This is a genomic window from Asaia siamensis (assembly GCF_014635085.1).
Classification (GTDB): domain Bacteria; phylum Pseudomonadota; class Alphaproteobacteria; order Acetobacterales; family Acetobacteraceae; genus Asaia; species Asaia siamensis.
Window position 1 is genome coordinate 30476 of record NZ_BMCH01000003.1, and the last position, 22773, is coordinate 53248.

A 22773-nucleotide genomic window follows, 5' to 3' on the forward strand; every position below is an offset into this window, starting at 1 on the left:
TTCTGCTATCCTGCCTCAAAAGGCCTCCCCCCCTAGGCCGCTTTGTCCATGACCGCGAGGCACCCGATTTCTCTAGCCCGCCCTGCCCCCTCCCCGCCCGGGAAGGAGGGGCACAAGGCGGCACAAAACAAAAAAGCCAACCTAAAGGTTGGCTTTTCGACAAACGGAAGACCTGTAGCGCCTTAGTAAAAACGAGAAGTGCATCAACACCCCTCTCGTCTTCCGTGGCTCAGAAATCGGCCGTGACAGAGAATTTGAACGTGCGCGGCAGGCCCTGAAGCAGATAGCCACCGAAAGCACTCTCCCAATAGCGCGTATTGGCAAGGTTATCGACACCAAGACGGGTCGTGATGGCCTTGTGCTCGACCACGAAGCTGTAACGTGCCCCGACATCGAAGCGTGTCCAGTTCGGTACGCGCAGCTTGTTGAGGTTGTCGGCATATTGGTGACCGGTCTGGATCACACGCCCGGTAAGCGTCGCGCCACGAATGAACGGCAGATCATATTCAAGATTGCCGTTGATCGTATAGCCCGGCACGCCGATGGAGCGATTGCCGTCATAAAGCCCCCCCGATGTGCGGCGCTGGCTGGCATCAATGATCGACGTGCCACCATTGAAGCGCAGACCCTTCATGATCTCGCCATTGACGGTGAATTCGATACCCCGGTTACGCTGCAATCCGTTGACCGAGAAAATGCTGTTGCTGGTGCCTGCAATGGCAGAGGTATAGGCATTGGGCTGATCGATCTGGAAAATCGACACAGCGGTCGAGAACCGGCCGATATCGTATTTTGCCCCGAGTTCGTACTGTACCGTCTGATAGGGCGGGAAGATCTGACCGAGATTGACGACCTGACCGGTGGCCTGCGGGCCGGGGGCCAGCCCTTCGATACGGTTGAAATAGATTGAGGTCTGTCGCGTGGGATGCACCACAAGACCGACAACCGGCGTGAACGCGCCCTGATCGTAAGACGTCGTGCTGGCACCGTAATTATAGGCAACCGTCTTGATTGCCTGATAGCGGAAGCCCGCCGTCAGCGCCACGCGGTCATGAAAAGCAGAGACGGTGTCAGAGAAGAAAAGGCTCCAGAGCCGCACCCGGTTGTTCAATTGGGGATTGTCGATATTTCCGCCAATCCATGTCTCAGGCTGTGCCGTGGCATGACGTATCGGATTATAGATATTATTGGCCTGATTGGTGAGGGCGAAAGCGTATGCAGTCGCTGTATCTTCCCACAGGCCCGAACCACCAGCATTGACTTCATGCTTGATGCCACCAGTGTTGAAATGCGCGCGCAGCCCGGCCTGTGTGCTCTTGTTGGTCTGCACATAGGGCACATACATCGCCCCGTTATAGCCTGCGCCGGTCTGGCTGTTGGTTACGTAGGTGCTGCCGTAATTGCCCTTTTCGTTGCCACCCAGACCACCGAACTGCGCATACGCGGTCAGGTATTTGCTGAAATCATGCTCGACCTTGAGCTTGCCATAGATGTAGTTGAGCTCGGTATAGGTCCAGGGCTGACCATAATTCGTCCCTGCGCCCGGGACCTTCGGTACCGAGGTGACGCCGCTCAGAAACACGCCACCGCGACCGCCATTCACGCCCTGGTTCTCATAGGCCATGTCGATGGTCACCCGCGTGCGGTCGGCACGATCATGCCAGTCGAAACCACCACCTACGGCCACCTGATGCCGCTTTTCACGGTCAATGGCCGTAACACCGCTGCGACCAGCCACATTGATGCGCACGCCGAACTGCTTGTCCTGACCGAAACGGCGCCCCACATCGACGGCACCGCCGCCCATCGACGAGCTCGTATAGTCGCCCGTGACACGCGTCAGAGGCGTATCGCCCGCATGCTTGAATTCGAGATTGATGTTGCCGCCCTGCGCCGTGCCACCAGGCGCCGCACCGTTCAGGAAGGCACTGGCACCGTTGAGAACCTGAACCTGCTCATAAAGCTGGGGGGAGACAAGCTGGCGCGGCGTGATGCCATACAGCCCGTCAATCGCGACATCATCGCCGTAAACGGGAAATCCACGGATGACAAACTGTTCCGAGAAATTGCCATAACCCAGCGTCGTGCGCACGGTCGGGTCGTTCATCAGCACTTCACCCAGCGTCTGTGACTGCTGGTTCAGGATCAGGGCTGAGGTATAGCTGCGTACGTTGAAGGGCACATCGAGCCCCTTCTTGTTACCCAGTGCACCGAGATTACCGCCAGACTTCACTTCCATGCGGTTCTGGCGCTGTGCCTTCACCTCGATCTGCTCATCCGACGAAAGCTCTCTACCCCCGGATGATGCGGCGGCCTGTTTCTGGGCGGGTTTACCTTGTTTTTGTTGTGCCTGTGCTTGAACATTCGTCTGATCCTGTGCGCGCGCCTCGCAGGCAAGAGCGGCAGACATCATCAGAAGGGCAGAAAATGCGATGCGCTGTGAGCGCTTACGCAGAGGATTGACGGTAATCAGGGCCGAACTGTTCAAGAGGGTGATCTCATTGACAAGGGGTAAATGACGCGGTCAAATAGACGCGATTAAGAAACGCTCGCAACTAAACTTTGGCCCTTCCGACGGTCTTTCGTCAGGAAAAGCAGGCCCTGTTGCACAGGAACCACATGCGAAAGAGTCTCAAAAAAAAACATGACCGAAAGCTGATCCGTGCCTGGACCCTGCGGCTCATACTGGGCACCGCGTTCGTCTATATTGCGGGTATCGGTATGCTCTCTCTCTTTCGCCGCATGGGCGGAGAGCCTTTCTTGAATGTCGGGTTTCTGTGCGCCTTTGCCCTCATGCCCGCCCTGCTACTCGTGATTTTCTCAATCCCGCCCCGCCGAAAGCGTAATATCGTGCCCAGCCTGGCCCTGCTCGCCCCCTGTCTCGGATGGCTCTTCTGATGCGAGACACGCTTCGCATCCGCATGGGATGGCTTCATGAATGGGTTGGGTTCATCGGCGGGCTTATTCTGGTTGTCGTCTTCACCGGGGGCTCACTGGCTCTGTTCGATACCGAACTGACCCACTGGATGCAGCCGGAACTCTCCCGCTATCAACCGTCCCCCCTAAGCGATGACGCGCTCAACCGGATCGGCAGACTGGCGCAGGATCTGCGCAGCCAGGGTCAGAACGCTTTCATCACCCTGCCGACGCCACGCGACCCCATGCTGCGCGTCCAGTATTTCAACGGCCACGCCTTTATCGGCACAGTCTATAATCCGGCGGACGGCTTTCCCATTCTCACGCGTGAGACTGGCGGCGGGCAGCTCTTTTTCGACCTGCATCACTCCCTCTATTACGGCCCCTTCTGGGGGAACATGCTCACCGAAATCGCTGCAATCGGCCTTCTTGTGGCCGTCGTTTCAGGGATCATCATCCATTTCCGCAGCATTCTGACCGATCTCCTGCTGTTCCGACCCTTCGCCTCGAAAACGCGCGCCTGGATGGATGCGCATATTCTGGCAGGTCTGCTGTTTCTGCCTTTCATGGCGATGATGGCCTATACCGGCGCCGTCATTCACGCCCCGCGCCTCTTTCCGATGTTCGGCATGGGGCATCATGGCAGGCCGGGCCACGAGCGACCGGCACATCCTCAGGGCGGCAGGGCACCCGGGAACGGGCAGAACGCTCCTGCCCTCGCGCCCCTCGCACCGATGCTGCACAAGGCCGAAGCCGTTCTTGGAGCCGATACAGTCGGTCTGATCCTGTTCGAACGGGGCACGGTATCGATGACAAAAGCCGATTCCGCGTCTTTCGCCCTGTCACGCGATCACGTGACCTTTTCCGAGAAAGACGGCAGCCAGATCGCCGTCGTCCAGATACCGGATAATCTTCACCGCATCGGCGGCGTGCTGCGGGGTCTGCATTTCATTCGCTGGGCATCCTTGCCCATGCGCTGGCTCTATTTCATTTCCGGTCTCGTCGGCAGCATCATGATGTCTGGCGGCCTGATCCTGTTCCTGATGAAACACCGCCCCAAAAAGGCACGGAGCTTTCTGTTCCGCCTGGCCGAGACGCTGACCATTGCCGTAACGACGGGCCTGCCACTTGCCTGTCTTTCCTATCTCTGGGCCAATCGTCTTTTCTGGTCGGATCTGCCTGCTCGCGGCGCCTTAGAGATCCGGACCTTCTTTATTGTCTGGGCTCTGGCCCTCATTCATGCTGCCTTACGCAGCTTCAGTGCAAAACCGAGACGAGGCTGGAACGAGCAATGCGCAGTTTTTGCGGCTTTCGCGCTGACGCTTTTCCCGCTCGATCTGCTGACGCGCAGCGCAAACGGTTTTCTCAACGGTTTCGATGTTTATAAATCTGTCGATCTGACGGTTTTCTGCTTCGGTCTTGCAGCGCTTTTCATCCATCGCAGGCTTGTCGCCCTATGATCATCATCATCATCGCCACATCCTTCTGGGCCGTTGCCCTCTTTGCCCATGCGATGCTGCAACCCAAATTCCTGCGGGTGCAGGGCATCGCGCCGGTGCCCCGCCTTCCCCTGCATCTCTGCCGGATTGTCCTGCCCGTTCTGGCTGCCTTCCTGTGCTGCCAGCTTGACCTGATTTCCGGCGTGCTCGTGTGGTTTGGCTCTGCCTCTATCGCCGGGCTTTTTGCCTCTGCCTTTCTGACGATCATGTCCGTCAGGGCCATGAAACGCCCGACACTGACGAATCAGCCAACGAAGATTGCCTGAAACCGGGTCCGTCCGCCTTTGGCGGACGCTACCGGTTCAACAGGGCGTCCCAACAGGACCGCACGAGACCGGCCTCAGGGCTTCTTTTCTGCCTGAGCCCGGCTTTCTGCAGCACGCTGGGCATAGGAAGCAGCCTTGTTCAACTGACCTGCCCCTCTTGCTGCATTGGCTGCGCAGTCGAGACCGCGCGCCATACCGCGATAATCCAGAATATCCCGACGCAGGGTTACAGCCTTCAATGCCTCGTTCTCGGCCACGTCATAGGCTCCCTGACGCAGCGCCAGGCGAGACTCGATTTCAGCGCGATCGGCCTGTTCGAGCAAAGGAGGTTTGGCAGAATGCGGCAGGGCATCGCGCGCGCTGGCGAGAGTTTTCACATCCCCCAGCCCATCTGCGGCAAGCCCCGTAAGGAAGGCGCGCCGCTCACCCAATGCCGGATCGCTGGTCTGGATACGCCCGCCAGCGTCAAGGGCAGCCTGATACTGACCGAGGCGACAATAGGCCGCCATCGCAACAAGCTCCAGCTCTGCGCCAGCCGTCGCCCCACGCAGATTCAGGGCACGATGCGTCTGCGCAACGGTGCCCAGAGCCGCCTGAGGGTCGCCCATTCCGAGCTGCGCCACGGCCAGATTATAGCCTGCATCGTCGATCGCCACGGCATCGTCACGCAGCAGGGCACGATCATAAGCCGTCTGGAACTGCGCCCGGGCCTGTTCGGCTCGGGTCATGTCGAACGCTTCGCGCCCGACATCCATGGCATTGGCGTAGTCCTGATCGGTGCGTACCCCGCCATGATCGCCCGCGCCGCCGCAGGCGGTCAGGCCAGCAAGAGCGCTGACCGCGACAAGAGCCCGATATCTCCGGGTTTGGGATCTCATGGCTTGATATCTCCGGCGCGCAATTTGCGTGGCGTTGCCTTGCCTGAGCTGCCTCCAAGAATCCAAAGGCTGCGCAATTGGTCGGTCAGTTTCTTCAGGCTGTTCGCCGTTGCCTGGGCCTGGGTTAGCAGAGCGGGAAGCTGGGCGCTCGCCTCATTCATATGCGCCATCGTCTCCTTGAGTTGCGGCGTGGCCTTCTTCACGTCATTGCTGCTCGAGCGCAGATTACTCATTGTGCCTTCGGTCTGCTTCAGCACGCCCGAAACCTGTGCCTCGATGGGCTTCAGACGCTCGATTGAGTCCTGCAGCGACTTGAGAACGTCAACGGCATGGTTGAGCAGCTTGTCATCCATGATGATCCCGCCAACCGATCCCTTCCCTGCACGAATGGCGTTCGTGACCGTTGCCAGATCAGCCATGATCCTATCGGCATTATGCAGGCTGGGCATCATACCAGCGCGGATATCAGCAATGGTCTTGGTGATCATATCGGCAGGGTTGGGCTCGACCGTAGCCTCCAGCTCGGCAAACTCCCAGTCCATTGCCGGCCCCTTGCTGCGCTCCAGCTCGATATAGCTCGCGCCGGCGACGACAAAGCGATGACGGATGATCGCGCGACTATCCTTGCGAATATAGGGCTCAAACTGCGGATCAATATCGGCAATCGCATACATGTTGCCATGAGGATTGATCTTCACCGAGCGGATAGACCCGATACGAATGCCCATGAGCTCGATATCGTTACCGACAGCGAGCCCGGCGATGCCACTTTCAGGCAGGTTGAAATGCAGCTTGCCGGAAGGCGTCAGCCAGTCGCGCAGCACACCCGCCTCGATGATCGCGAAAATGAACAGACCGAATGTCGCCATCACGAGAATGCCGACCCATTCATCTGCGTAACGGATACGCATCAGCGGTCGTGAACGGCCATCGGCCTCGGAATTGGAGCGTACGCGAAACATCACACCACCTGCTTCATTGGCATCAGACCTTCATCCAGCAATCTGAAACGCTGCGTGCCCATGGCATTGTAGCCATGCCAGAGTTCCGGCTCCCGCGAGAACCAGATGACACCACAACCGCGTTCCCGTGCTGCGGTCAGTTCGGCAAGAAAGGCCGTCATCATATCGGCATTCTCCTGTTCGACAGGGTCTTCCAGCAGGAGCAGGCGTGGCTCCCCCAGAAAGGCCCTGACGCAGGCAGCCTTTGCCCGGTCAGCCTTGCTCAGCCTGCCGGGCGCCAGGCTTGGCAAACCCGGAAGTCCGAAGCGTCGGGCCAGAGCCGTCGCTTCATCAACGAGATCCTGCGTCGGCGTGCGCGTGTGATGCAGCTGCTGGACAAGGATATTCAGATCGGTCCCGAAGAGATCGATCCATGCCCCCTGCTGCATCACCCGCCCGATCCTGCCACGCAACGCCCAGGCGCGCGTCTCGGCGAGCTTCTCCCAATCAAGGCCCAGACACAGTGCATGACCCGACACGAGTGGCGTCAATCCGCTACACAGATCGGCAAAGCGCGTCGCCCGCAGCGGATCGCGGCAGGCGATCAACAGGCAATCGCCGGGCATGAGACGCAAAGAATAAGGAATGGACGCCAGTCCGCTTTCTTCAAAAACCGGCAGGGCTTCTCTCAATTCCAGCACAGCAGAAAGATCATCGCTCATGCGACAGCCACCCCGAGAACGACATTCACGATCATGATCACCATAATGCCACGGGCAAAGCCACGCGGCAGCAGCGTTGCCAGCGTATCGCTGCGCGTGGCGTCGAGACCGGTCAGCTGGGTAGCCAGGCTGAGCAGAAATCCGCTGAGAACCAGTTTGAGCGGAATGCCGATATAATCGATCGGCTTCATGGCGCCGACGATGTCGTAAAGAAACGTCCAGAGTGGCATCGTGATGATGGCGTGCAGTCTGCATACGCCATAACCCACTGAAAGCGCGATAACACTGAACACAACGCCAAGTGTGAACGAAGCGAGCATTGTCGCCAGAGCGCGCGGCATTACCAGAGTCAGAAACGGATCGATGCCCTGAGCCTGGAGTGCACGAAGCTCTCCTCCGATCGTCAACTGCCCAAGCTGTGTCAAGCTGAGCATGGCGCTCCGGCCGAGAAGGATGATGCCGACCAAAACAGGCGCGATTTCACGCACCAGAACCGTCGCAAGGAGGGAATCCGTCGTATCCGCCATTCCCGCAATGCCGAGCCAGTAGATAGCTTGCGCCACAATGCCGAACCCCGTCAGCGCTGCCGTAAAGAGCGTGCTGAAAAGCCCGCCTCCTGCCGACTGACGCAGCGTGCTCTTGAACTCGTAGATGACGGTGCGACGCCATGAGGTGGGGCGAGAAGCTTCTCGCACAACCCCCCAGCTTGCGCCGACGAGCATGAGTGTGAAGCGAAGCTGTCGTCGCGTCAGCCCGCCCAGACGGTGCAGAAAGCGCCGATAAAAAGGTAGCTCTTCTCTCACCGCCGCGCCGCCAGCACATAAGTATTGGTGATACCTAAGGCAGGCAGATAAAACATGCCGCGCGGTCGGAAGAGATAAAAATCGCGCAGCAGCGCATGGGCCGCTTCCGATACCTGGATAGTGCCCGCATCGGGTGCGCTGACTGCCAGAAGCTCGGACGTTTGCGGCGCCTCTCCCCAGACGTTGAACACCTCCGGCTCCTTGCCGAGAGTTGCTCCGAAGGCACGGCCGACATCAAGGCCGATCCGGAAATTGGGCGTCAGATCGGCATCGGACAAAGTGATCAGAGCCAGCTCGCGCAACGCAAGAAGCGCATCGGCCACACGACGCGCGGCCTCTGGATCAGGCTCCTGCGAACACCCGCCGATCAGAACGAGGCGGCTCCCCAGAACCTGAGCGGAAAACAGATTCTGCTGCTGGACCACCTCCTGAAATTTTTCGACGAGATCCTGCACGATCGGAATCAGGGCAACGTCGCTTTCGGTCGTGGAGTCCTGAAACAGCACCGTTGCGACAGGCACCATGGCGTATTGACCCGAGGCAAGCTCACCGGCACCCCGCCTCTCTGGCGCAGCGATAAACCCCTCGCTCAGGCGCGCTTTAATGCTCGCGGATTCCTCACGGCGTTGCGGGGCCGGCTTTGCGGTACTGCTTTCATCTTCGCGCATGGCCGCAAACCGTATGGCCGCGACCTCAGCAACAATGGCGATGATATGCGACACTGCGTGGGGCCGGATCGCATCTTCAAGCACGACCATACCGATAACAAGGCCGCGCGCGAGGATGGGCTGGATATAGACCGATTTTGAGCCGATCTGCGCCATGACCATGCGCTGGAACGTACGCAGGCCTTCCTGACTTGCGGCATGATCGCTCTCGATCACTTCGCCTGCCATCAATTGGGTAAAGAAGTTCTTCAGATCGCTATGCGACAACTCCATGCCAGCACTATGCGCTTCGGTAGCACTGTCATAGGAATCCTCGCAAAGCAGCCGTTCATCGTCACCGACGGAGCGCCAGAACCCCACACGTCTTGCCTTTGCGAGTTCAGCCAGTCTCTGGGTGAGCAAGGGGGCGTCCTGCGTCGGATCGAGAAGATGAGGTGTCCCCGCCATCGCATTGAGAGCCCGGCTCTCGGCTTTCACCTGCGCACGCTCAAAGCCGATCTGCCGGCGCAGACGCTCGGTCCTGCGATTCTGACGCACCAGAAAACCCGCCAGAAGCGCGGCAAGCACAACAATCACAAGCGAAAAGAGAAGTCCCTGTCGTCCAGCGGCCGCCGCAAAGGCGGCAAAATCGTCTTCGGGCGCATTCAGCAGCAAGACCCAACCCGGCCTTATCTTGTGCAGCGAGGCCATGATGGTGACATACTGCGTGTCATGCGCCTTGATGAGGTGTACCCCCGCGCCATAAATGTGGAACAGGGAGAGCGCTCTGGTGAAGACGGGTTGCGTCTGCGGATCGAGCAGCATCTTGTCGAACTGCCAATCGGCCTTGCGTGCCACATCCAGCAGATTATTGCCCGCTATCATGCGGCCTTCCTTGTCGACCACGACCGCCTTGCCGCTTTTTCCGATCTTGATGGCCGCAAGGAAATCAGTCAGCCGGTTAAGGGAAATATTGATCGCAAAAACTGCCTGATGACCGTCAGATGTATGGAGAACGCTCGCTGCAGTAACAATCAGCTGCTCGGTCGCGACGGTCGGATAAGGATCGGACCAGTTCAGATCGGGATGCTCGAAGGCCCCTTTGTACCAAGGGCGCTGACGCGGGTCATAATCCTTTCCCGGCGTATCCATGACGCGAACGAGCTTGCCGCCCTTGTCGTAATACCAGTGTCGGAAAACGTTCTTGTCGCGCAGCAGATGCACCCATTCCATACCATCGCTGATTGCCTCTGGTGCGCGATCAATAAACCAGAAGGACCCGCGATCATCAGCCAGATAAAAGCTTTCAACCTGGGTGACATTGCGTAGCATGGAGGCGCCATACGCCAGGAAGACCCGGGGAGGTTCATCGGTAACAGGGTCGGTCAGCAGATCACGTGCCACAATGGCGGTTGCCGGAGCTGGCGCGAGATAATCCGACACTTCTTGCGTGATGTTTTTCTGTTCTTCGCTGAGCAGGTCCTGGGAAAGCGAGATCACGCCATTGCGTGTCTTGTGGTAGGAGTGCAGCGTGACGATGACGATCACCACAATAACGAGCACAACCCCAAGAATGGGGGCGACGAGCTCGATCAAACGGCGCCTTCTTGTTTCGGCTTCCGGATCAGCCGGATCTATAATCTCGGAAACAGGCAAGAATCACGCCTCCCAGGATCTCCCCTTCCGAGGGGAATGACTTGCGTTGACAACCTAACGTGCGAATAACCTATGCGTCGCGTTCACATCTTCTCTCTTGTTTCATGACGCTGCAATCCGCATCTCCTATCAATACTGTCCGAAATGGAGAACCTTAATGGCAAGAGCATGGCTCACGGATCGCTCGGTCCTCTCCGTAAGCGGTCAGGACAGGGTGAGCTTTCTACAGGGGCTCGTCTCGAATGACGTAACCCTGGCTGATTCCGAAAAACTGGTCTGGTCAGGCTTCCTGACGCCGCAAGGGCGTTACCTCTCGGATTTCTTTATCTGGCATAGTGGCGATGTTCTTCACCTCGATGTCCCCGCAGATCACGCGGCCTTTCTCTGCACGCGGCTTTCGCGCTTCCGTCTGCGGGCCGATGTCCAGATCGAACAGACTACCCTTGCCGTCGAGGCGCTCTGGGACGGCGAAACCGCCAGCGATGCACGGCCTGATCCGAGGCTCGACACGGCCGGTTCTCGCCGTATTGCCCCGGCCGAGAGCGCAGGCAATGTCGAGGCCCTCGCCGCCTATCACAGCCACCGCCTGTCCCTCGGCCTGACCGATTCAAGCGATTGCGAGACTGAAAAGACCCTGTTGATCGAAGCCAATTTCGACTGGCTCAACGGCATTTCCTTCCAGAAAGGATGCTATATGGGTCAGGAGCTCACAGCGCGCACCCATTATCGCGGGCTGGTCAAGAAACGCCTTGTGCCCGTACGCAGCGATCACACCCTGCCGCCACCCGGTACGCTGCTGATGGAGGGTGATCGCGAGATCGGTCAGATGCGCAGCAGCATCGGCACGCACGGCCTCGCCCTCCTGCGGCGCGAAGTCTGGTCAAAAGACTTCCTGCATGAGGGGCTGACCCTCACCCCCCAACGACCCGACTGGTTCAGAGAAGAGACACCATGAGCTACTCCCCCCCCGACCAGCAGACGCTGGAAGGCATCCTCGATACGGTCAAATTCGACAAAGACGGGCTGATTGCTGCCATTGCCCAGTCTGCAGAGGCGCCGCATGAGATCCTGATGCTCGCCTGGATGAATCGCGAGGCTCTGGCTGAAACGCTGGCAACAGGGCGGGTCTGCTACTTCTCACGCAGCCGCAACGCGCTCTGGCGCAAGGGCGAGAGTTCGGGTCAGACGCAGCATCTCGTTTCTGCGCGTATCGACTGCGACCGCGATGCCGTGCTGGTGCTTGTTCAGCAGAAAGGCGTCGCCTGTCACACCGGACGCCGGAGCTGTTTCTATCACGAAGTCACGCCCGAGGGGCTGCGCGATACCACCGCCCCCGAAATCTCGGCCGAGGTGCTCTACGGCAAAAGCCACTAGGGGGGCGCTACTCCCGCTCTGCGGCTACGTCTTTGCCTGCGCTGCGTGACTTTTCGTTCAGAATTCGCAGTACAGCTTCCGCTGCAGCATCGGAAGGCGTTCCGTTGTGCTTGTCCGATTCCGTCGGTCTGAGTTGGGCCATGACGGCGTCGAACGCCGTTTTCTGCGCCTCGCCCAGAGCGGGATCAGTCAGAAGCGCATAGGCCGAATCGGCAAGATGCTCTGGCGTGCAGCGTTCCTGAAGCAGTTCAGGCACCACCTCGCGCCCGGCGAGCAGATTGACCATGGCGACATATTTCACCTTTATCATGCGGCGCGCCATGAATGCCGTCACCGGGTTTACGCGATAAGCGACCGCCATGGGCACATGAGCCAGAGCGAGCTCAAGCGTTGACGTGCCCGATTTCGTCAGCGCCGCCCCGGCTGCGGCAAAGGCATCATGCTTGTCATGCAGCTCGGTCACGATGATCGGCTTGACCGGCCATTTCGCAACAGCGGCCTTCACTGTCTGGGCGACGAGAGGAGAGAGCGGCAGCACCGGGCAGATATCCGGCAGGCGCTTCTTTAGCAGCGACAGCATACGGCCATAGACCGGCAAAAGGCGCGGTACTTCCGAGCGACGGCTACCCGGCATCAGGATCAGCACGGGCGCCTTATCGCTCAGCCCATGACGCAGCCTGAAACGCTTCGCATCGCCCTGATCGGCGCCGGATTGCAGAACGGGATGGCCTACGAAATCGACCGCCACCCCGCGCTGGGCAAACCACTCGACCTCAAAGGGCAGAAGGCAGAGCAGCCTGTCCCAGAGTTCGGGAAAACTATGAACGCGCTTTTCATGCCAGGCCCAGACCTGAGGGCCAACATAATGGATCTTCGGTACATTCTGATCGCGTAGCCGCTTGAGAAAGCGCAGGGCAAAACCGGGGGAGTCGATCGTGACGATCATGTCCGGTTGACGCAGCACCACATCATTCACCGCCTCATTGAGGCGCTGCGATAGCTGCCTGATTCGAGGCAGCACCTCGACCAGTCCCATGACGGCCAGATCACGCATGGGGAACAGGCTGTTGAGCCCCAGAGCCTCCATGCGTGGTCCGCCGATCCCGACAAAGATCAGATGCGGGTCGCGCGCGTGCAGCGCCTGCATAAGATGGGCCCCGAGCACATCGCCACTGGCCTCACCTGCCAGAAGCCAGATGACACGAGGGGCGATGAGCGAATGGGGCATGAGCGTTCAGCGCCTCAGGGTTGCGCCGGTTGCCTTGGCAACAGCAGCGATGATTTTCTCGGACACGGCGTCGATCTCTTCATCAGTCAGGCTCGCCTTGACCGGCTGAAGGGTCACTTCGATGCCGAGGGAGCGATGACCGGCTTCGAGCGGCGCCCCTTCATAAACATCGAAGAGGCTGACATCGGTAATGAGCGCCCGCTCCGCCCCGCGCGCTGCCTTGAGCACAGCCTGCGCTTCGACACCGGGCGCCACGATGAAGGCGAAATCACGGCTGATCGGCTGGAAGGCAGACAGAGAGGGTGCCTGACGACGCTTCACCTTCGGTAGCGGTACGGCATCGAGCCAGATCTCAAAGACAACGAGCGTGCCATCGATCCCCATCGCCCGGGTCACCCGGGGATGCAGCTCGCCAAAACAACCGAGAGCCATTTTGGGCCCCTGACGCACGACGCCCGAACGGCCAGGGTGATAATAGCCCGGCGCATCCGTTGTGATGCTGAGCGCCTCGGCTGGGAGCTTCAGCGCGTCAAGCGCCGCCATCAGATCGGCCTTGGCATCCCAGAGCGTTCTGGCCTGAGCCCGCGCACCAGGGCGACGCGGCGTTTCACCACCACGAAGACCTGCCAGCACCAGTTTCTGACCATCGGCGTGGAAGGACGGTCCAATCTCGAAAAGGGCTGCATCGGCAAAACCGCGCGCCGCATTGCGCTGCCAGGCACGCACCAGATTGACCAGAGGTGTCGGGCGCATCTGGTTGAGATCGGAGGCGATCGGGTTCAGCAGACGCAACCCTTCCGGAGCGCCACCGAACAGGAGCGCATCTTCATGCGAGACAAAAGAGAATCCGACCGTCTCGACAAGGCCGCGCATCGCGCAGAGGCGGCGCAGCTCGCCGAGACGCTTCTGTGCGGGCGTCAAGGCAGGGCCCGCAATGGCGGTCTTTTGCGGCAGGGCCTGTGGCGGAATCAGATCCAGACCATGGACACGCAGCACTTCCTCGATCAGGTCGTTCTCTGCCTCGATGGCGTGAACAGAAGACGCTGCCGTCCGGGCCTGATCCGGGTCGAGATGCGGCGCCTGGTCGAGCATCACCCCCATGGCCACATCGTTACGCCATGACGGCACGGCAAAGCAGGCACGTGCGTCGTCGCGCTCCTTCACCTCGAAGCCCAGATGCTCGAGAATGCGCACCGCCTCATCGGACTCGATCTGTGCGCCGCCCAGGCTTTCGAGACGCTCGAAACGCAGCCAGGCCTCGCGATGCCAGTCAGGAAGATTTCCGGCAGTGGTCACTTCGCTCGCCTCGCCGCCGCAAAGCGACAGGATCAGCCGTGTTGCTGCCTCAAGCCCGGACAGCACCAGTGCCGGGTCAATTCCACGCTCGAAACGCTGACGCGCATCCGTGTGCACAGCAAGACGGCGCCCGGTCAGAGCGATGCGCACGGGGTCGAAAAGAGCTGCTTCGATGAACACGTCGCAGGTTTCGTCTGAGACGCCCGTCGATTCACCGCCGATCAATCCGGCGAGGGACTGAACACCAGCCTGATCAACAATGACGAGATCATCGGTGCCGAGCACCAGATCGCGTCCGTCGAGCGCGCGGAAAGTCTCACGCGCGGCGCGCGTCAGGGACAGACTCGTCCCGCTGATCTTTGCCGCATCGAAGACATGAAGCGGGCGTCCGAGATCGAAGGTAAGGAAATTGGTGATATCCACCAGCGCGCTGATGGGCTTCAGTCCGATCGACTCCAGCCTCTGACGCAGCCAGTCGGGGCTCGGGCCGTTCTTTACACCGCGAACCAGTCGTCCTGCGATGAAAGGGCAAGCCGTTTCGTACTGAATATTCCATGAAATCGGGGAAGGAAAACGACCTTCGACCGTCTCCACAAGCCAGGGCTTGAGATGACCGATTCCGTAGGCTGCCAGATCGCGGGCAATGCCGCGCACACTCAGCGCATCACCACGATTAGGGGTGATGGAGATATCGATCACCGGATCGTCCAGCTTTGCATAATCGGCATAGGCCTGACCCAGCACGACCGTCTCTGGCAGTTCGGCAATACCGTCTGACTCAGCGCCCAGACCCAGCTCACGCAGCGAGCAGAGCATGCCGCCACTTTCTTGACCGCGAATCTTGCCAGCCTTGATGGTGATATCGCTTCCCGGAATATACGTGCCCGGCGGGGCAAAAATCACATGCAGCCCGGTGCGTGCATTGGGAGCGCCGCAAACGACCTGCACTTTTTCATAATCGCCGCCAGCGGCCACGACGCAGACCTGAAGACGATCGGCATCAGGGTGGCGATGCGCTTCGAGAATTTTCGCAACACGAAATCCGCGCAGGCTGTCAGCCGGATTTTCAACGCTTTCGACCTCAAGACCGATCGTATTGAGGGCGCTCAGGATCTCGTCGAGCGATGCGGTGAAATCGAGATGCTCACGCAGCCAGGAAAGAGTGAATTTCATGGTCTCAGACTCCTTCTGCGAGGCTGGCGGAAGACAGGGAGGAGAAGCCGTAATGGCGCAGCCATCTCAGATCGCTCTCATAGAAGGAACGTAGATCGGGAATGCCGTTCTTGAGCATGGTCAGACGCTCAATTCCCATTCCGAAGGCAAAGCCCTGCCAGATGGCTGGATCAAGGCCGCAATTGGCCAGAACACGCGGATGCACCATGCCCGACCCCAGAACCTCCAGCCAGTCCGTGCCACCGCCGATCTCGCCCGTCTGGCGCGACCAGCCGATATCGACCTCCATCGAGGGTTCGGTGAACGGGAAATACGACGCGCGAAAACGCACCGGCAGATTCGGCTTGTCGAAGAAAACGCGAAGAAACTCGATCAGACAGCCCTTGAGATGACCAAGCGTGATGCCCTTGTCGATAACGAGCCCTTCGCACTGATGGAACATCGGCGAATGGGTGGCGTCATGATCGGCGCGATAGGTGCGGCCCGGCGCGATGATGCGTATGGGCGGTTCCTGGGTCAGCATGGTGCGAATCTGAACGCCAGATGTCTGGGTGCGCAGCACGCGCGCCGGAGCGTCTTCGTGCGTGGCGGGCAGATAGAACGTATCGTGCTCGGTGCGTGCCGGATGATGGTCAGGCGTATTGAGCGCAGAGAAGTTATGCCACTGGGACTCGATATCCGGCCCTTCGGCAACGCTGAATCCCATCGCCCCGAAAATGGCCGTCATTTCCTCAATGGTGCGGCTGATCGGATGGACAAGACCGAGCGGAGTCGCCGGTGCCGGCAGGGTCACATCGACCTGCTCGGATTTCAGACGCGATTCGAGGGCTGCCTCGGCAATTTCCTGGCCACGCTGCTCGACCGCAGTGTTGAGCGCATCACGCAGGCGGTTCAGCGCCTGACCGCGTTCCTTGCGCTCTTCCGGGCTCATCTTGCCCAGTTCCTTGAGCAGTCGTGTCAGGCGGCCGGATTTGCCCAGCACACCGACACGAATGGCATCCCAGGCGGCGTGATCCTGCGCCTGCGCCAACGCTTCGAGAGTTTCGCTTCTCAGCGCTTCCAGATCATCGCCCATCACTGCCTGTCCCATCGTTCGTCTGGTGGTACCGTCAAAAAAGAAAACGGGCCGTCCTGATACAGGACGACCCGTTTTCTATCAAATCTGCAAATCGGCAAATCCGAAAAGCGGCAGATCAGGCCTGAGCCGTCTGCTCCTGGGCAGGCTGCTCGAGAGCCATCTGCGCCAGCTTCACGATTTCGGCGAAGGTTGCTGCGTCATCGAATGCGATGGCGGCCAGAACCTTGCGGTCGATTTCGATGCCAGCCTTTGCAAGACCATTGATGAACTTGCTGTAGGTCAGGCCCTGCTCGCGAACGGCAGCGTTGATACGCTGGATCCACAGAGCGCGGAAATCGCGCTTCTTGTTGCGACGGTCGCGATAGGCATAACGAAGAGCCTTCTCGACGCGCTCAAGAGCGATACGATAGTTGGTGGAAGACCGGCCGCGGTAACCCTTGGCGAGATCCAGAACCTTCTTGTGACGGGCGTGCGTCGTTACGCCGCGCTTAACACGTGCCATTTATATTGCTCCTCAAGCCAGTCCGTAGGGGGCCCACTGCTTCACGGTCTTCGCATCCATGTCCGTCATGGTCTGCGGGCCGCGATTGGTGCGCTTCATTTTCTGCGGACGGTTGATGAGGCCGTGGCGCTTGTTGCCGGGACCGCACATCACCTTGCCGGTCGCGGTGATCTTGAACCGCTTCTTGACCGACGACTTGGTCTTCATCTTGGGCATTTCGTTCTCCTCTCGACATATCAGGCAGCTTGTCGCAATCACTCGCAACCACCACCAAGCGGCCAGGCATGCCCTACCATCGCCTGGACGCGCGTTCGAAAGGGGGCACCTATAGGATATCCTGCCTTCGCACAACCCGTTTTAACGCGCATAAACATTTACTTTAGGTTAGACGGGACCTTAACCATGATGTGGGACGTTCTTGACGTAGATCAACATTTGCGCCTTTTACCACGCGGTCTCTTTTCACAACGTTTCCGACCACGAAACCTCATATAGGACGACGCATGAACACGGTTTCCCGGCCGCGGTTCTGGGCAGCCCTCACCGCCGTCATATTTGCCCTCGTTGGCATCTATCTGACACTCGGCGGTGTCTGGCTCCTGAGCTATGGCGACACCCCTTATTATGCAGTCTGCGGTATAGCCCTTCTGGCCACCGCGTATCTTGTCTGGACCGGCCGCCCTGCGGCTTTTTGGCTCTACACCCTTATCATCCTCGGCTCCCTTGCCTGGGCGATTGGCGAAATCGGCATCGATTTCTGGTCTCTCGTCCCCCGCGGTGACGTCATCGTCATCCTCGGCATCTGGCTGCTTCTGCCCTTCGTCAGCCGGCAGATCACCACGAGCCGCCTGGCCACCTTCCCCCTCGCCGGCAGCGTTCTTCTCGCCCTGATCGTCGTGATCGTCGCGTTCGTGCAGGACCCGGGCGACAAGGAAGGCAACCTGCCGACAGACAAGATCGCCGCTGCAGGCAGCGATGCGTCGCAGGTGCCCGATGGTGACTGGCATGCCTATGGCCGTACCCAGTATGGCGATCGTTTCTCGCCGCTGACGCAGATCAACTCGGACAATGTGAGCAAGCTCAAGGTTGCCTGGACCCTGCGCACGGGCGACCTGAAGGGGCCGAACGATCCGGGCGAAGCCACCAACGAAGCCACACCGCTGGCAGTCGACGGCACGCTGTATTTCTGCTCGCTTCACCAGAAGCTCTGGGCTGTCGACGGTGCAACCGGCAAGACGAAATGGGTGTTTGACCCCCATCTCTACGTCAACCCCGGCTTCCAGCATCTCACCTGCCGTGGCGTGACCTATCACAAGTCCGACGCCAGCGCCGTGACGTCCGATGGGACGCCCGCGCCGGATGAGTGCCATGAGCGCCTCTTCCTTCCGGTCAATGATGGTCGCATGTTTGCCGTCGACGCCCAGACAGGCAAGGCCTGCCCGAGCTTCGGCAAGAATGGCGAAATCGATCTGCGCACGCCCTTCATGCCGTATGACCATGTTGGCGGCTATGAGCCGACATCGCCTCCGGTCGTGACCGACAAGGTTGTCATCGTCTCCGGTGCCGTGACCGATAACGGATCCACCAAGGAGCCGTCAGGTGTCACACGCGCATTCGATCTGTTCACCGGCAAGCTGGTCTGGGTATTCGACCCGTCCAACCCCGATCCGAACGAAATGCCGGCGGGTGACCACAAATACGTCGCCAACTCGCCCAATTCCTGGATCACCGCGTCCTATGACGCCAATCTGGGTCTCGTCTACATCCCGACCGGTGTGCAGACGCCTGACCAGTGGGGCGGCAACCGTACGCCTGACGCAGAGCGTTATGCCTCGGCCATTCTCGCCCTTCATGCGGATACCGGCAAGCTGGCCTGGAGCTACCAGACCGTTCACCACGACCTGTGGGACATGGATCTGCCGGCCCAGATGAGCCTTGTGGACATCACGCAGAAGGATGGCACCGTCATCCCGACCATCTACGCGCCGGCCAAGACGGGCAATGTGTTCGTGCTCGATCGTCGTGACGGCAAGCTGGTCGTGCCTGCTCCCGAACTTCCGGTTCCCCAGGACGTGGTCAAGGGCGATCACGTCGCACCGACCCAGCCCTTCTCTGACCTGACCCTTCGTCCCAAGGCCCTGCTGACGGGCAAGGATATGTGGGGCGGCACCGTGTTCGACCAGCTGATCTGCCGCGTGGCATTCCATCAGCTCGACTACAAGGGCACGTTCACTGCCCCTTCAGAACGCGGCTCGCTTATCTTCCCGGGCAATCTCGGTATCTTCGAGTGGGGTGGCCTTGCGGTCGATCCGCAGCGTCAGATCGCCATTTCCAACCCGATCGCCCTGCCCTTCGTGTCGAAGCTCGTTCCCCGTGGTCCGGGTAACCCGCTCTGGCCGGAAGATGGCAACAGAAAGGGTTCCGGTGGCGAGACCGGTCTACAGCATAACTACGGCGCACCTTATGCCGTCATGCTCAGCCCGTTCCTGAACCCCATCACCACCAAGCTGGGTCTGCCCATCCCGTGCAAGCGTCCGCCGTGGGGCTACATGGCCGGTATCGACCTGCGCACCAACAAGGTCATCTGGCAGCACCGCAATGGCACGCTGCGTGACAGTCTTTACAGCAGCTCGCTGCCCGTGCAGCTTCCGCCGCTGAAGATCGGCGTGCCGAGCCTCGGTGGCCCGCTCACCACGGCTGGCAACGTCGCCTTCCTGACCTCGACGCTGGATTTCTACATCCGCGCCTATGACGTCACGACCGGCAAGACACTGTGGCAGGACCGTCTGCCCGCTGGTGGCCAGTCCACCCCGATGAGCTACTCTGTCAATGGCAAGCAGTACATCGTGACCTATGCTGGCGGCCATGGTTCGTTCGGCACCAAGATGGGCGATTACGTCATCGCCTACGCTCTGCCGAACTGATCCGGTTCAGCAGACCAACGGAAAAACCCGCCTTCTGGCGGGTTTTTTTGTGTCTGCTCGTCGGGACGGAAGGGTTTTGTGACGCAGGCAAAAACCCTTGCACCTGCGCAAATAATGTCAGAGTGTTTCAACACTCTCAAACGAAGGAAATGAGCCATGCTCCGTGGATTTCTCGCCCTGACCCTTCTGTGCGGCGCGATCGCTGCACCAGTCGCCTATGCCAAGCCCTGTCGTGACGCCACCACGGGCAAATTCACGAAATGCGAGAAGCCAAAGGCTGAGAAATGTCGTGACGCCAAAGGCAAGTTCACGAAGTGCAAGGCTGATACTGCCGCTAAGGACGATACCAAGGCGGCCCCGGCAGCAACGCCCGCCGATGGCGCGCCCGGCAAGAACTGACCCGGACGCGAAAGCGTCTTTATCGGACCAAAAACAAAAAGACCCGGCAATGCCGGGTCTTTTCTCGTTCAGGCACGGGCGCGGGCGCGTATCGCCTGCGCCATGGCTTCCACACCATTGCCCCTGTTTGTCGAGAGCGCTTTCACCAATCCCAGATCATGCAGGAATTTCGGATCTGTTGCCTCGATCTCGGCCTTGCTGCGTCCTGAATAGACACGCAGCAAAAGCGCAACGAGCCCGCTCACGATAGCGGCGTCCGAGGCTCCGGCAAAATACAGCCTGCCATCAGCCTCATGCGCCTCCAGCCATACCTGGCTCTGGCAACCCGGCACGCGATGGGAGTCATTCTGCCACTCGGCAGGAAAACCCGGCAATCCGCGCCCCATCTCGATGATATATTCGTAACGATCCATCCAGTCGTCGAACATGGCCAGTTCGTCGCTGATCGCGGCAATGGCCTCTTCTGCCGACCCGTCGACCGGCTGCACCCACGGTGCCAGAACCGCGCCGCTCACAGGATGAACCTGCTCAGATCGCCCTTGCTGGCAAGGGGAGCCACACGCTCCTGAACATCCTGCGCTGTGACGGTAATCGTTTCACCACCACAATCGGAAGCGCGGAACGAGATATCTTCCAACAGGCGCTCCATCACCGTTGCCAGACGTCTGGCACCGATATTCTCGACGCGCTCATTGATGTCCGCAGCCAGCTCGGCCAGCGCTTCGACAGCGCCGTCCTCAAAAATCAGGGTTACCTTCTCGGTGCCCAGCAGCGACACATATTGCTTGAGCAGCGAGTGCTCCGGTTCGAGCAGGATACGCTTGAGATCATCACGGGTGAGACCCGCCAGCTCTACACGGATCGGCAGACGCCCCTGCAGTTCAGGCAGCAGATCGGAGGGCTTCGCCAGGTGGAACGCCCCGGAGGCGATAAAGAGGATATGATCCGTCTTGACCGGACCATATTTGGTGGTGACCGTCGTGCCCTCGATCAGCGGCAGCAGATCGCGCTGGACGCCTTCACGAGAAATATCGCCACTGCGCCCCCCGCCCTCGCCGGAGCGGGCGCAGACCTTGTCGATTTCATCGAGAAAGACGATGCCGTGATCCTGCGCGTGGCGCACGGCGTCCTGAGTCAGGGCGTCGCTGTCGACCAGCCGGTCGGCCTCCTCGCGGATCAGCAGCATACGCGCGGCCTCAATGGTCAGACGACGCTTCTGCGGCGAGCGATTCATCAGATTTTTCATCAGATCGCCGAAGGCCGCCGCATTCATGACGGTACCGCCTGCCATTTCCGGCATGTCGCCCGGGCCCGCCTCGCGACCGACCTGAATCTCGATTTCCTTGTCCTCGAGTTTCCCATTGCGCAGCATCTGGCGGAACTTGGTCTTGGTGTCAGCCGAAGCACCCTCGCCCGTCATAGCATCGATAAGGCGTGCCTCGGCAGCCAGTTCGGCCTTGGCATTCACATCCTTGCGCCGCGCTTCGCGCAGCATGGTCAGCGAGACTTCGACCAGATCGCGCACGATCGATTCCACATCACGACCGACATAGCCGACCTCGGTGAATTTCGTGGCCTCGACCTTCAGAAAAGGCGATTGCGCGAGACGGGCCAGTCGGCGGGCAATTTCGGTCTTGCCGCAACCGGTCGGGCCGATCATCAGGATGTTTTTGGGCACGACCTCTTCACGCAGCCCGTCAGCAAGCTGCGCCCGGCGCCAGCGATTACGCATGGCAATGGCCACGGCACGCTTGGCCTCGTTCTGCCCGATGATGAAGCGATCAAGCTCGGAAACGATCTCGCGCGGCGAGTAATTCGGAATTTCCATCAGAGCGTCTCCCCGCCGAGCAGTTCCACCCGAACGGAGTGGTTGGTGTAAACACAGATATCGCCTGCAATTCTCATGGCCTTGCGCGCCACATCCTCAGCTGTCAGCCCCTCGATATCGATCAGGGCACGCGCCGCCGACAGGGCATAATTGCCCCCGGAGCCAATAGCGATGATGCCGTCTTCAGGCTCCAGAACATCGCCATTGCCAGTAAGGGTGAAAGAGCGATGCGCATCAGCTACTGCCATCATGGCTTCAAGCCGACGCAGATAGCGATCGGTCCGCCAGTCCTTGGCCAGATCCACACAGGCGCGTTCGAGCTGGTCAGGATAACGCTCAAGCTTGGCTTCGAGACGTTCGAGCAGCGTGAAGGCATCGGCCGTCGCACCGGCGAAACCAGCCAGAATGGCACCTTTCGGGCCAATACGCCGGACCTTGCGGGCATTGCCCTTGATGACAGTCTGGCCAAGCGTCACCTGCCCGTCACCCGCCATGGCCACCTGACCATCACGACGAACACAGAGGATGGTGGTGCCATGCCAGCCAACAGGGTCATGGGGAGAAGATGAGTTCTGCATGCTCCTTCACATAAGCCGTATGCGCCGTCAGACAAGATCGAAACCTCTTCTGACGGCACGACTGC

General features: G+C 59.8%; 21 protein-coding genes. 7 read left to right on the forward strand and 14 right to left on the reverse strand.

Annotation, left to right across the window (positions count from 1 at the left end; translation table 11 throughout):
- Positions 1 to 229: 229 nt before the first annotated feature.
- Positions 230 to 2488 (reverse strand): TonB-dependent receptor, encoded by a 2259-nt coding sequence (locus tag IEV53_RS05980; protein WP_371869841.1) that lies wholly within the window; start codon positions 2486 to 2488, stop codon positions 230 to 232.
- Positions 2489 to 2619: 131 nt separating this feature from the next.
- Between IEV53_RS05980 and IEV53_RS05985 the strand changes: the two genes are divergently transcribed.
- Genes IEV53_RS05985 through IEV53_RS05995 form a run of 3 tightly spaced genes read left to right on the forward strand, consistent with a single transcriptional unit; the run spans position 2620 to position 4681 of the window.
- The gene (locus tag IEV53_RS05985; protein WP_188425902.1) at positions 2620 to 2898 is read left to right on the forward strand and encodes a hypothetical protein; all 279 of its coding nucleotides are present in this window, start codon (positions 2620 to 2622) and stop codon (positions 2896 to 2898) included.
- The gene (locus tag IEV53_RS05990) at positions 2898 to 4376 is read left to right on the forward strand and encodes a PepSY-associated TM helix domain-containing protein (protein ID WP_188425903.1); all 1479 of its coding nucleotides are present in this window, start codon (positions 2898 to 2900) and stop codon (positions 4374 to 4376) included. Before IEV53_RS05985 ends, IEV53_RS05990 begins: the two co-directional genes overlap by 1 nt.
- Positions 4373 to 4681 (forward strand): hypothetical protein, encoded by a 309-nt coding sequence (locus tag IEV53_RS05995; protein WP_188425904.1) that lies wholly within the window; start codon positions 4373 to 4375, stop codon positions 4679 to 4681. Before IEV53_RS05990 ends, IEV53_RS05995 begins: the two co-directional genes overlap by 4 nt.
- 74 nt (positions 4682 to 4755) lie before the next feature.
- Here the strand turns inward: IEV53_RS05995 and IEV53_RS06000 are convergent, their stop codons facing one another.
- Genes IEV53_RS06000 through IEV53_RS06020 form a run of 5 tightly spaced genes read right to left on the reverse strand, consistent with a single transcriptional unit; the run spans position 4756 to position 10268 of the window.
- Positions 4756 to 5559 carry a hypothetical protein gene (locus tag IEV53_RS06000; protein ID WP_188425905.1) on the reverse strand — a complete coding sequence of 268 codons (804 nt, stop codon included), beginning with the start codon at positions 5557 to 5559 and terminating at the stop codon, positions 4756 to 4758.
- Positions 5556 to 6521, reverse strand: coding sequence for an MlaD family protein (locus IEV53_RS06005; RefSeq protein ID WP_188425906.1), 966 nt, complete (start codon positions 6519 to 6521; stop codon positions 5556 to 5558). Before IEV53_RS06005 ends, IEV53_RS06000 begins: the two co-directional genes overlap by 4 nt.
- Positions 6521 to 7222, reverse strand: coding sequence for a P-loop NTPase family protein (locus tag IEV53_RS06010; protein WP_188425907.1), 702 nt, complete (start codon positions 7220 to 7222; stop codon positions 6521 to 6523). Before IEV53_RS06010 ends, IEV53_RS06005 begins: the two co-directional genes overlap by 1 nt.
- Positions 7219 to 8025, reverse strand: a complete 807-nt coding sequence (locus IEV53_RS06015; RefSeq protein WP_229719702.1) for an MlaE family ABC transporter permease — start codon at positions 8023 to 8025, stop codon at positions 7219 to 7221. The genes IEV53_RS06010 and IEV53_RS06015 overlap by 4 nt, the downstream gene beginning before the upstream one ends.
- Positions 8022 to 10268 carry a cache domain-containing protein gene (locus IEV53_RS06020; protein WP_188425908.1) on the reverse strand — a complete coding sequence of 749 codons (2247 nt, stop codon included), beginning with the start codon at positions 10266 to 10268 and terminating at the stop codon, positions 8022 to 8024. The genes IEV53_RS06015 and IEV53_RS06020 overlap by 4 nt, the downstream gene beginning before the upstream one ends.
- A gap of 217 nt (positions 10269 to 10485) precedes the next feature.
- Between IEV53_RS06020 and ygfZ the strand changes: the two genes are divergently transcribed.
- The gene (gene ygfZ / locus IEV53_RS06025) at positions 10486 to 11283 is read left to right on the forward strand and encodes a CAF17-like 4Fe-4S cluster assembly/insertion protein YgfZ (protein WP_188425909.1); all 798 of its coding nucleotides are present in this window, start codon (positions 10486 to 10488) and stop codon (positions 11281 to 11283) included.
- The gene (hisI, locus tag IEV53_RS06030; RefSeq protein ID WP_188425910.1) at positions 11280 to 11702 is read left to right on the forward strand and encodes a phosphoribosyl-AMP cyclohydrolase; all 423 of its coding nucleotides are present in this window, start codon (positions 11280 to 11282) and stop codon (positions 11700 to 11702) included. The genes ygfZ and hisI overlap by 4 nt, the downstream gene beginning before the upstream one ends.
- A 7-nt stretch (positions 11703 to 11709) precedes the next feature.
- On the opposite strand, the gene lpxB is transcribed toward hisI, so the two are convergent.
- From lpxB to rpmI, 5 genes are all read right to left on the reverse strand, one after another.
- A complete protein-coding gene (gene lpxB, locus IEV53_RS06035) occupies positions 11710 to 12930 on the reverse strand; it encodes a lipid-A-disaccharide synthase (protein WP_188425911.1) in 1221 nt (406 codons plus the stop codon).
- Between the two features lie 6 nt (positions 12931 to 12936).
- Positions 12937 to 15399 carry a phenylalanine--tRNA ligase subunit beta gene (gene pheT, locus IEV53_RS06040; protein ID WP_188425912.1) on the reverse strand — a complete coding sequence of 821 codons (2463 nt, stop codon included), beginning with the start codon at positions 15397 to 15399 and terminating at the stop codon, positions 12937 to 12939.
- Between the two features lie 4 nt (positions 15400 to 15403).
- On the reverse strand, positions 15404 to 16474 hold the full coding sequence (gene pheS / locus IEV53_RS06045; RefSeq protein ID WP_188426268.1) for a phenylalanine--tRNA ligase subunit alpha: 1071 nt from the start codon (positions 16472 to 16474) through the stop codon (positions 15404 to 15406).
- 118 nt (positions 16475 to 16592) lie between these two features.
- Complete coding sequence (gene rplT, locus IEV53_RS06050) at positions 16593 to 16979, reverse strand: 50S ribosomal protein L20 (protein WP_147094196.1); 387 nt, start codon at positions 16977 to 16979, stop codon at positions 16593 to 16595.
- Between the two features lie 12 nt (positions 16980 to 16991).
- Positions 16992 to 17195, reverse strand: coding sequence for a 50S ribosomal protein L35 (gene rpmI, locus IEV53_RS06055; RefSeq protein WP_023978115.1), 204 nt, complete (start codon positions 17193 to 17195; stop codon positions 16992 to 16994).
- Between the two features lie 287 nt (positions 17196 to 17482).
- Here rpmI and IEV53_RS06060 point away from each other — a divergent pair, with 287 nt between their 5' ends.
- Together IEV53_RS06060 and IEV53_RS06065 are read left to right on the forward strand one after the other, a co-directional pair.
- Positions 17483 to 19903 carry a glucose/quinate/shikimate family membrane-bound PQQ-dependent dehydrogenase gene (locus tag IEV53_RS06060; protein WP_188425913.1) on the forward strand — a complete coding sequence of 807 codons (2421 nt, stop codon included), beginning with the start codon at positions 17483 to 17485 and terminating at the stop codon, positions 19901 to 19903.
- A 156-nt stretch (positions 19904 to 20059) separates the two neighbouring features.
- The gene (locus tag IEV53_RS06065; protein WP_188426308.1) at positions 20060 to 20302 is read left to right on the forward strand and encodes a hypothetical protein; all 243 of its coding nucleotides are present in this window, start codon (positions 20060 to 20062) and stop codon (positions 20300 to 20302) included.
- A gap of 68 nt (positions 20303 to 20370) precedes the next feature.
- Here IEV53_RS06065 and IEV53_RS06070 read toward each other — a convergent pair whose 3' ends face one another.
- Genes IEV53_RS06070 through hslV form a run of 3 tightly spaced genes read right to left on the reverse strand, consistent with a single transcriptional unit; the run spans position 20371 to position 22708 of the window.
- Complete coding sequence (locus tag IEV53_RS06070; protein WP_188425914.1) at positions 20371 to 20817, reverse strand: SufE family protein; 447 nt, start codon at positions 20815 to 20817, stop codon at positions 20371 to 20373.
- On the reverse strand, positions 20814 to 22130 hold the full coding sequence (gene hslU / locus IEV53_RS06075) for an ATP-dependent protease ATPase subunit HslU (protein WP_188425915.1): 1317 nt from the start codon (positions 22128 to 22130) through the stop codon (positions 20814 to 20816). Before hslU ends, IEV53_RS06070 begins: the two co-directional genes overlap by 4 nt.
- Positions 22130 to 22708 (reverse strand): ATP-dependent protease subunit HslV, encoded by a 579-nt coding sequence (hslV, locus tag IEV53_RS06080; protein WP_188425916.1) that lies wholly within the window; start codon positions 22706 to 22708, stop codon positions 22130 to 22132. Before hslV ends, hslU begins: the two co-directional genes overlap by 1 nt.
- Between the last annotated feature and the right edge of the window lie 65 nt (positions 22709 to 22773).

Excerpts from the sequence above, each read along its gene's own strand:
- IEV53_RS05985 (WP_188425902.1), top strand. The coding sequence starts at position 2,620 with ATGCGAAAGAGTCTCAAAAAAAAACATGACCGAAAGCTGATCCGTGCC.
- IEV53_RS05990 (WP_188425903.1), top strand. The coding sequence starts at position 2,898 with ATGCGAGACACGCTTCGCATCCGCATGGGATGGCTTCATGAATGGGTT.
- IEV53_RS05995 (WP_188425904.1), top strand. The coding sequence starts at position 4,373 with ATGATCATCATCATCATCGCCACATCCTTCTGGGCCGTTGCCCTCTTT.
- IEV53_RS06000 (WP_188425905.1), bottom strand. The coding sequence starts at position 5,559 with ATGAGATCCCAAACCCGGAGATATCGGGCTCTTGTCGCGGTCAGCGCT.
- IEV53_RS06005 (WP_188425906.1), bottom strand. The coding sequence starts at position 6,521 with ATGTTTCGCGTACGCTCCAATTCCGAGGCCGATGGCCGTTCACGACCG.
- IEV53_RS06010 (WP_188425907.1), bottom strand. The coding sequence starts at position 7,222 with ATGAGCGATGATCTTTCTGCTGTGCTGGAATTGAGAGAAGCCCTGCCG.
- ygfZ (WP_188425909.1), top strand. The coding sequence starts at position 10,486 with ATGGCAAGAGCATGGCTCACGGATCGCTCGGTCCTCTCCGTAAGCGGT.
- hisI (WP_188425910.1), top strand. The coding sequence starts at position 11,280 with ATGAGCTACTCCCCCCCCGACCAGCAGACGCTGGAAGGCATCCTCGAT.
- lpxB (WP_188425911.1), bottom strand. The coding sequence starts at position 12,930 with ATGCCCCATTCGCTCATCGCCCCTCGTGTCATCTGGCTTCTGGCAGGT.
- pheT (WP_188425912.1), bottom strand. The coding sequence starts at position 15,399 with ATGAAATTCACTCTTTCCTGGCTGCGTGAGCATCTCGATTTCACCGCA.
- pheS (WP_188426268.1), bottom strand. The coding sequence starts at position 16,474 with ATGGGCGATGATCTGGAAGCGCTGAGAAGCGAAACTCTCGAAGCGTTG.
- rplT (WP_147094196.1), bottom strand. The coding sequence starts at position 16,979 with ATGGCACGTGTTAAGCGCGGCGTAACGACGCACGCCCGTCACAAGAAG.
- rpmI (WP_023978115.1), bottom strand. The coding sequence starts at position 17,195 with ATGCCCAAGATGAAGACCAAGTCGTCGGTCAAGAAGCGGTTCAAGATC.
- IEV53_RS06060 (WP_188425913.1), top strand. The coding sequence starts at position 17,483 with ATGAACACGGTTTCCCGGCCGCGGTTCTGGGCAGCCCTCACCGCCGTC.
- IEV53_RS06065 (WP_188426308.1), top strand. The coding sequence starts at position 20,060 with ATGCTCCGTGGATTTCTCGCCCTGACCCTTCTGTGCGGCGCGATCGCT.
- hslU (WP_188425915.1), bottom strand. The coding sequence starts at position 22,130 with ATGGAAATTCCGAATTACTCGCCGCGCGAGATCGTTTCCGAGCTTGAT.
- hslV (WP_188425916.1), bottom strand. The coding sequence starts at position 22,708 with ATGCAGAACTCATCTTCTCCCCATGACCCTGTTGGCTGGCATGGCACC.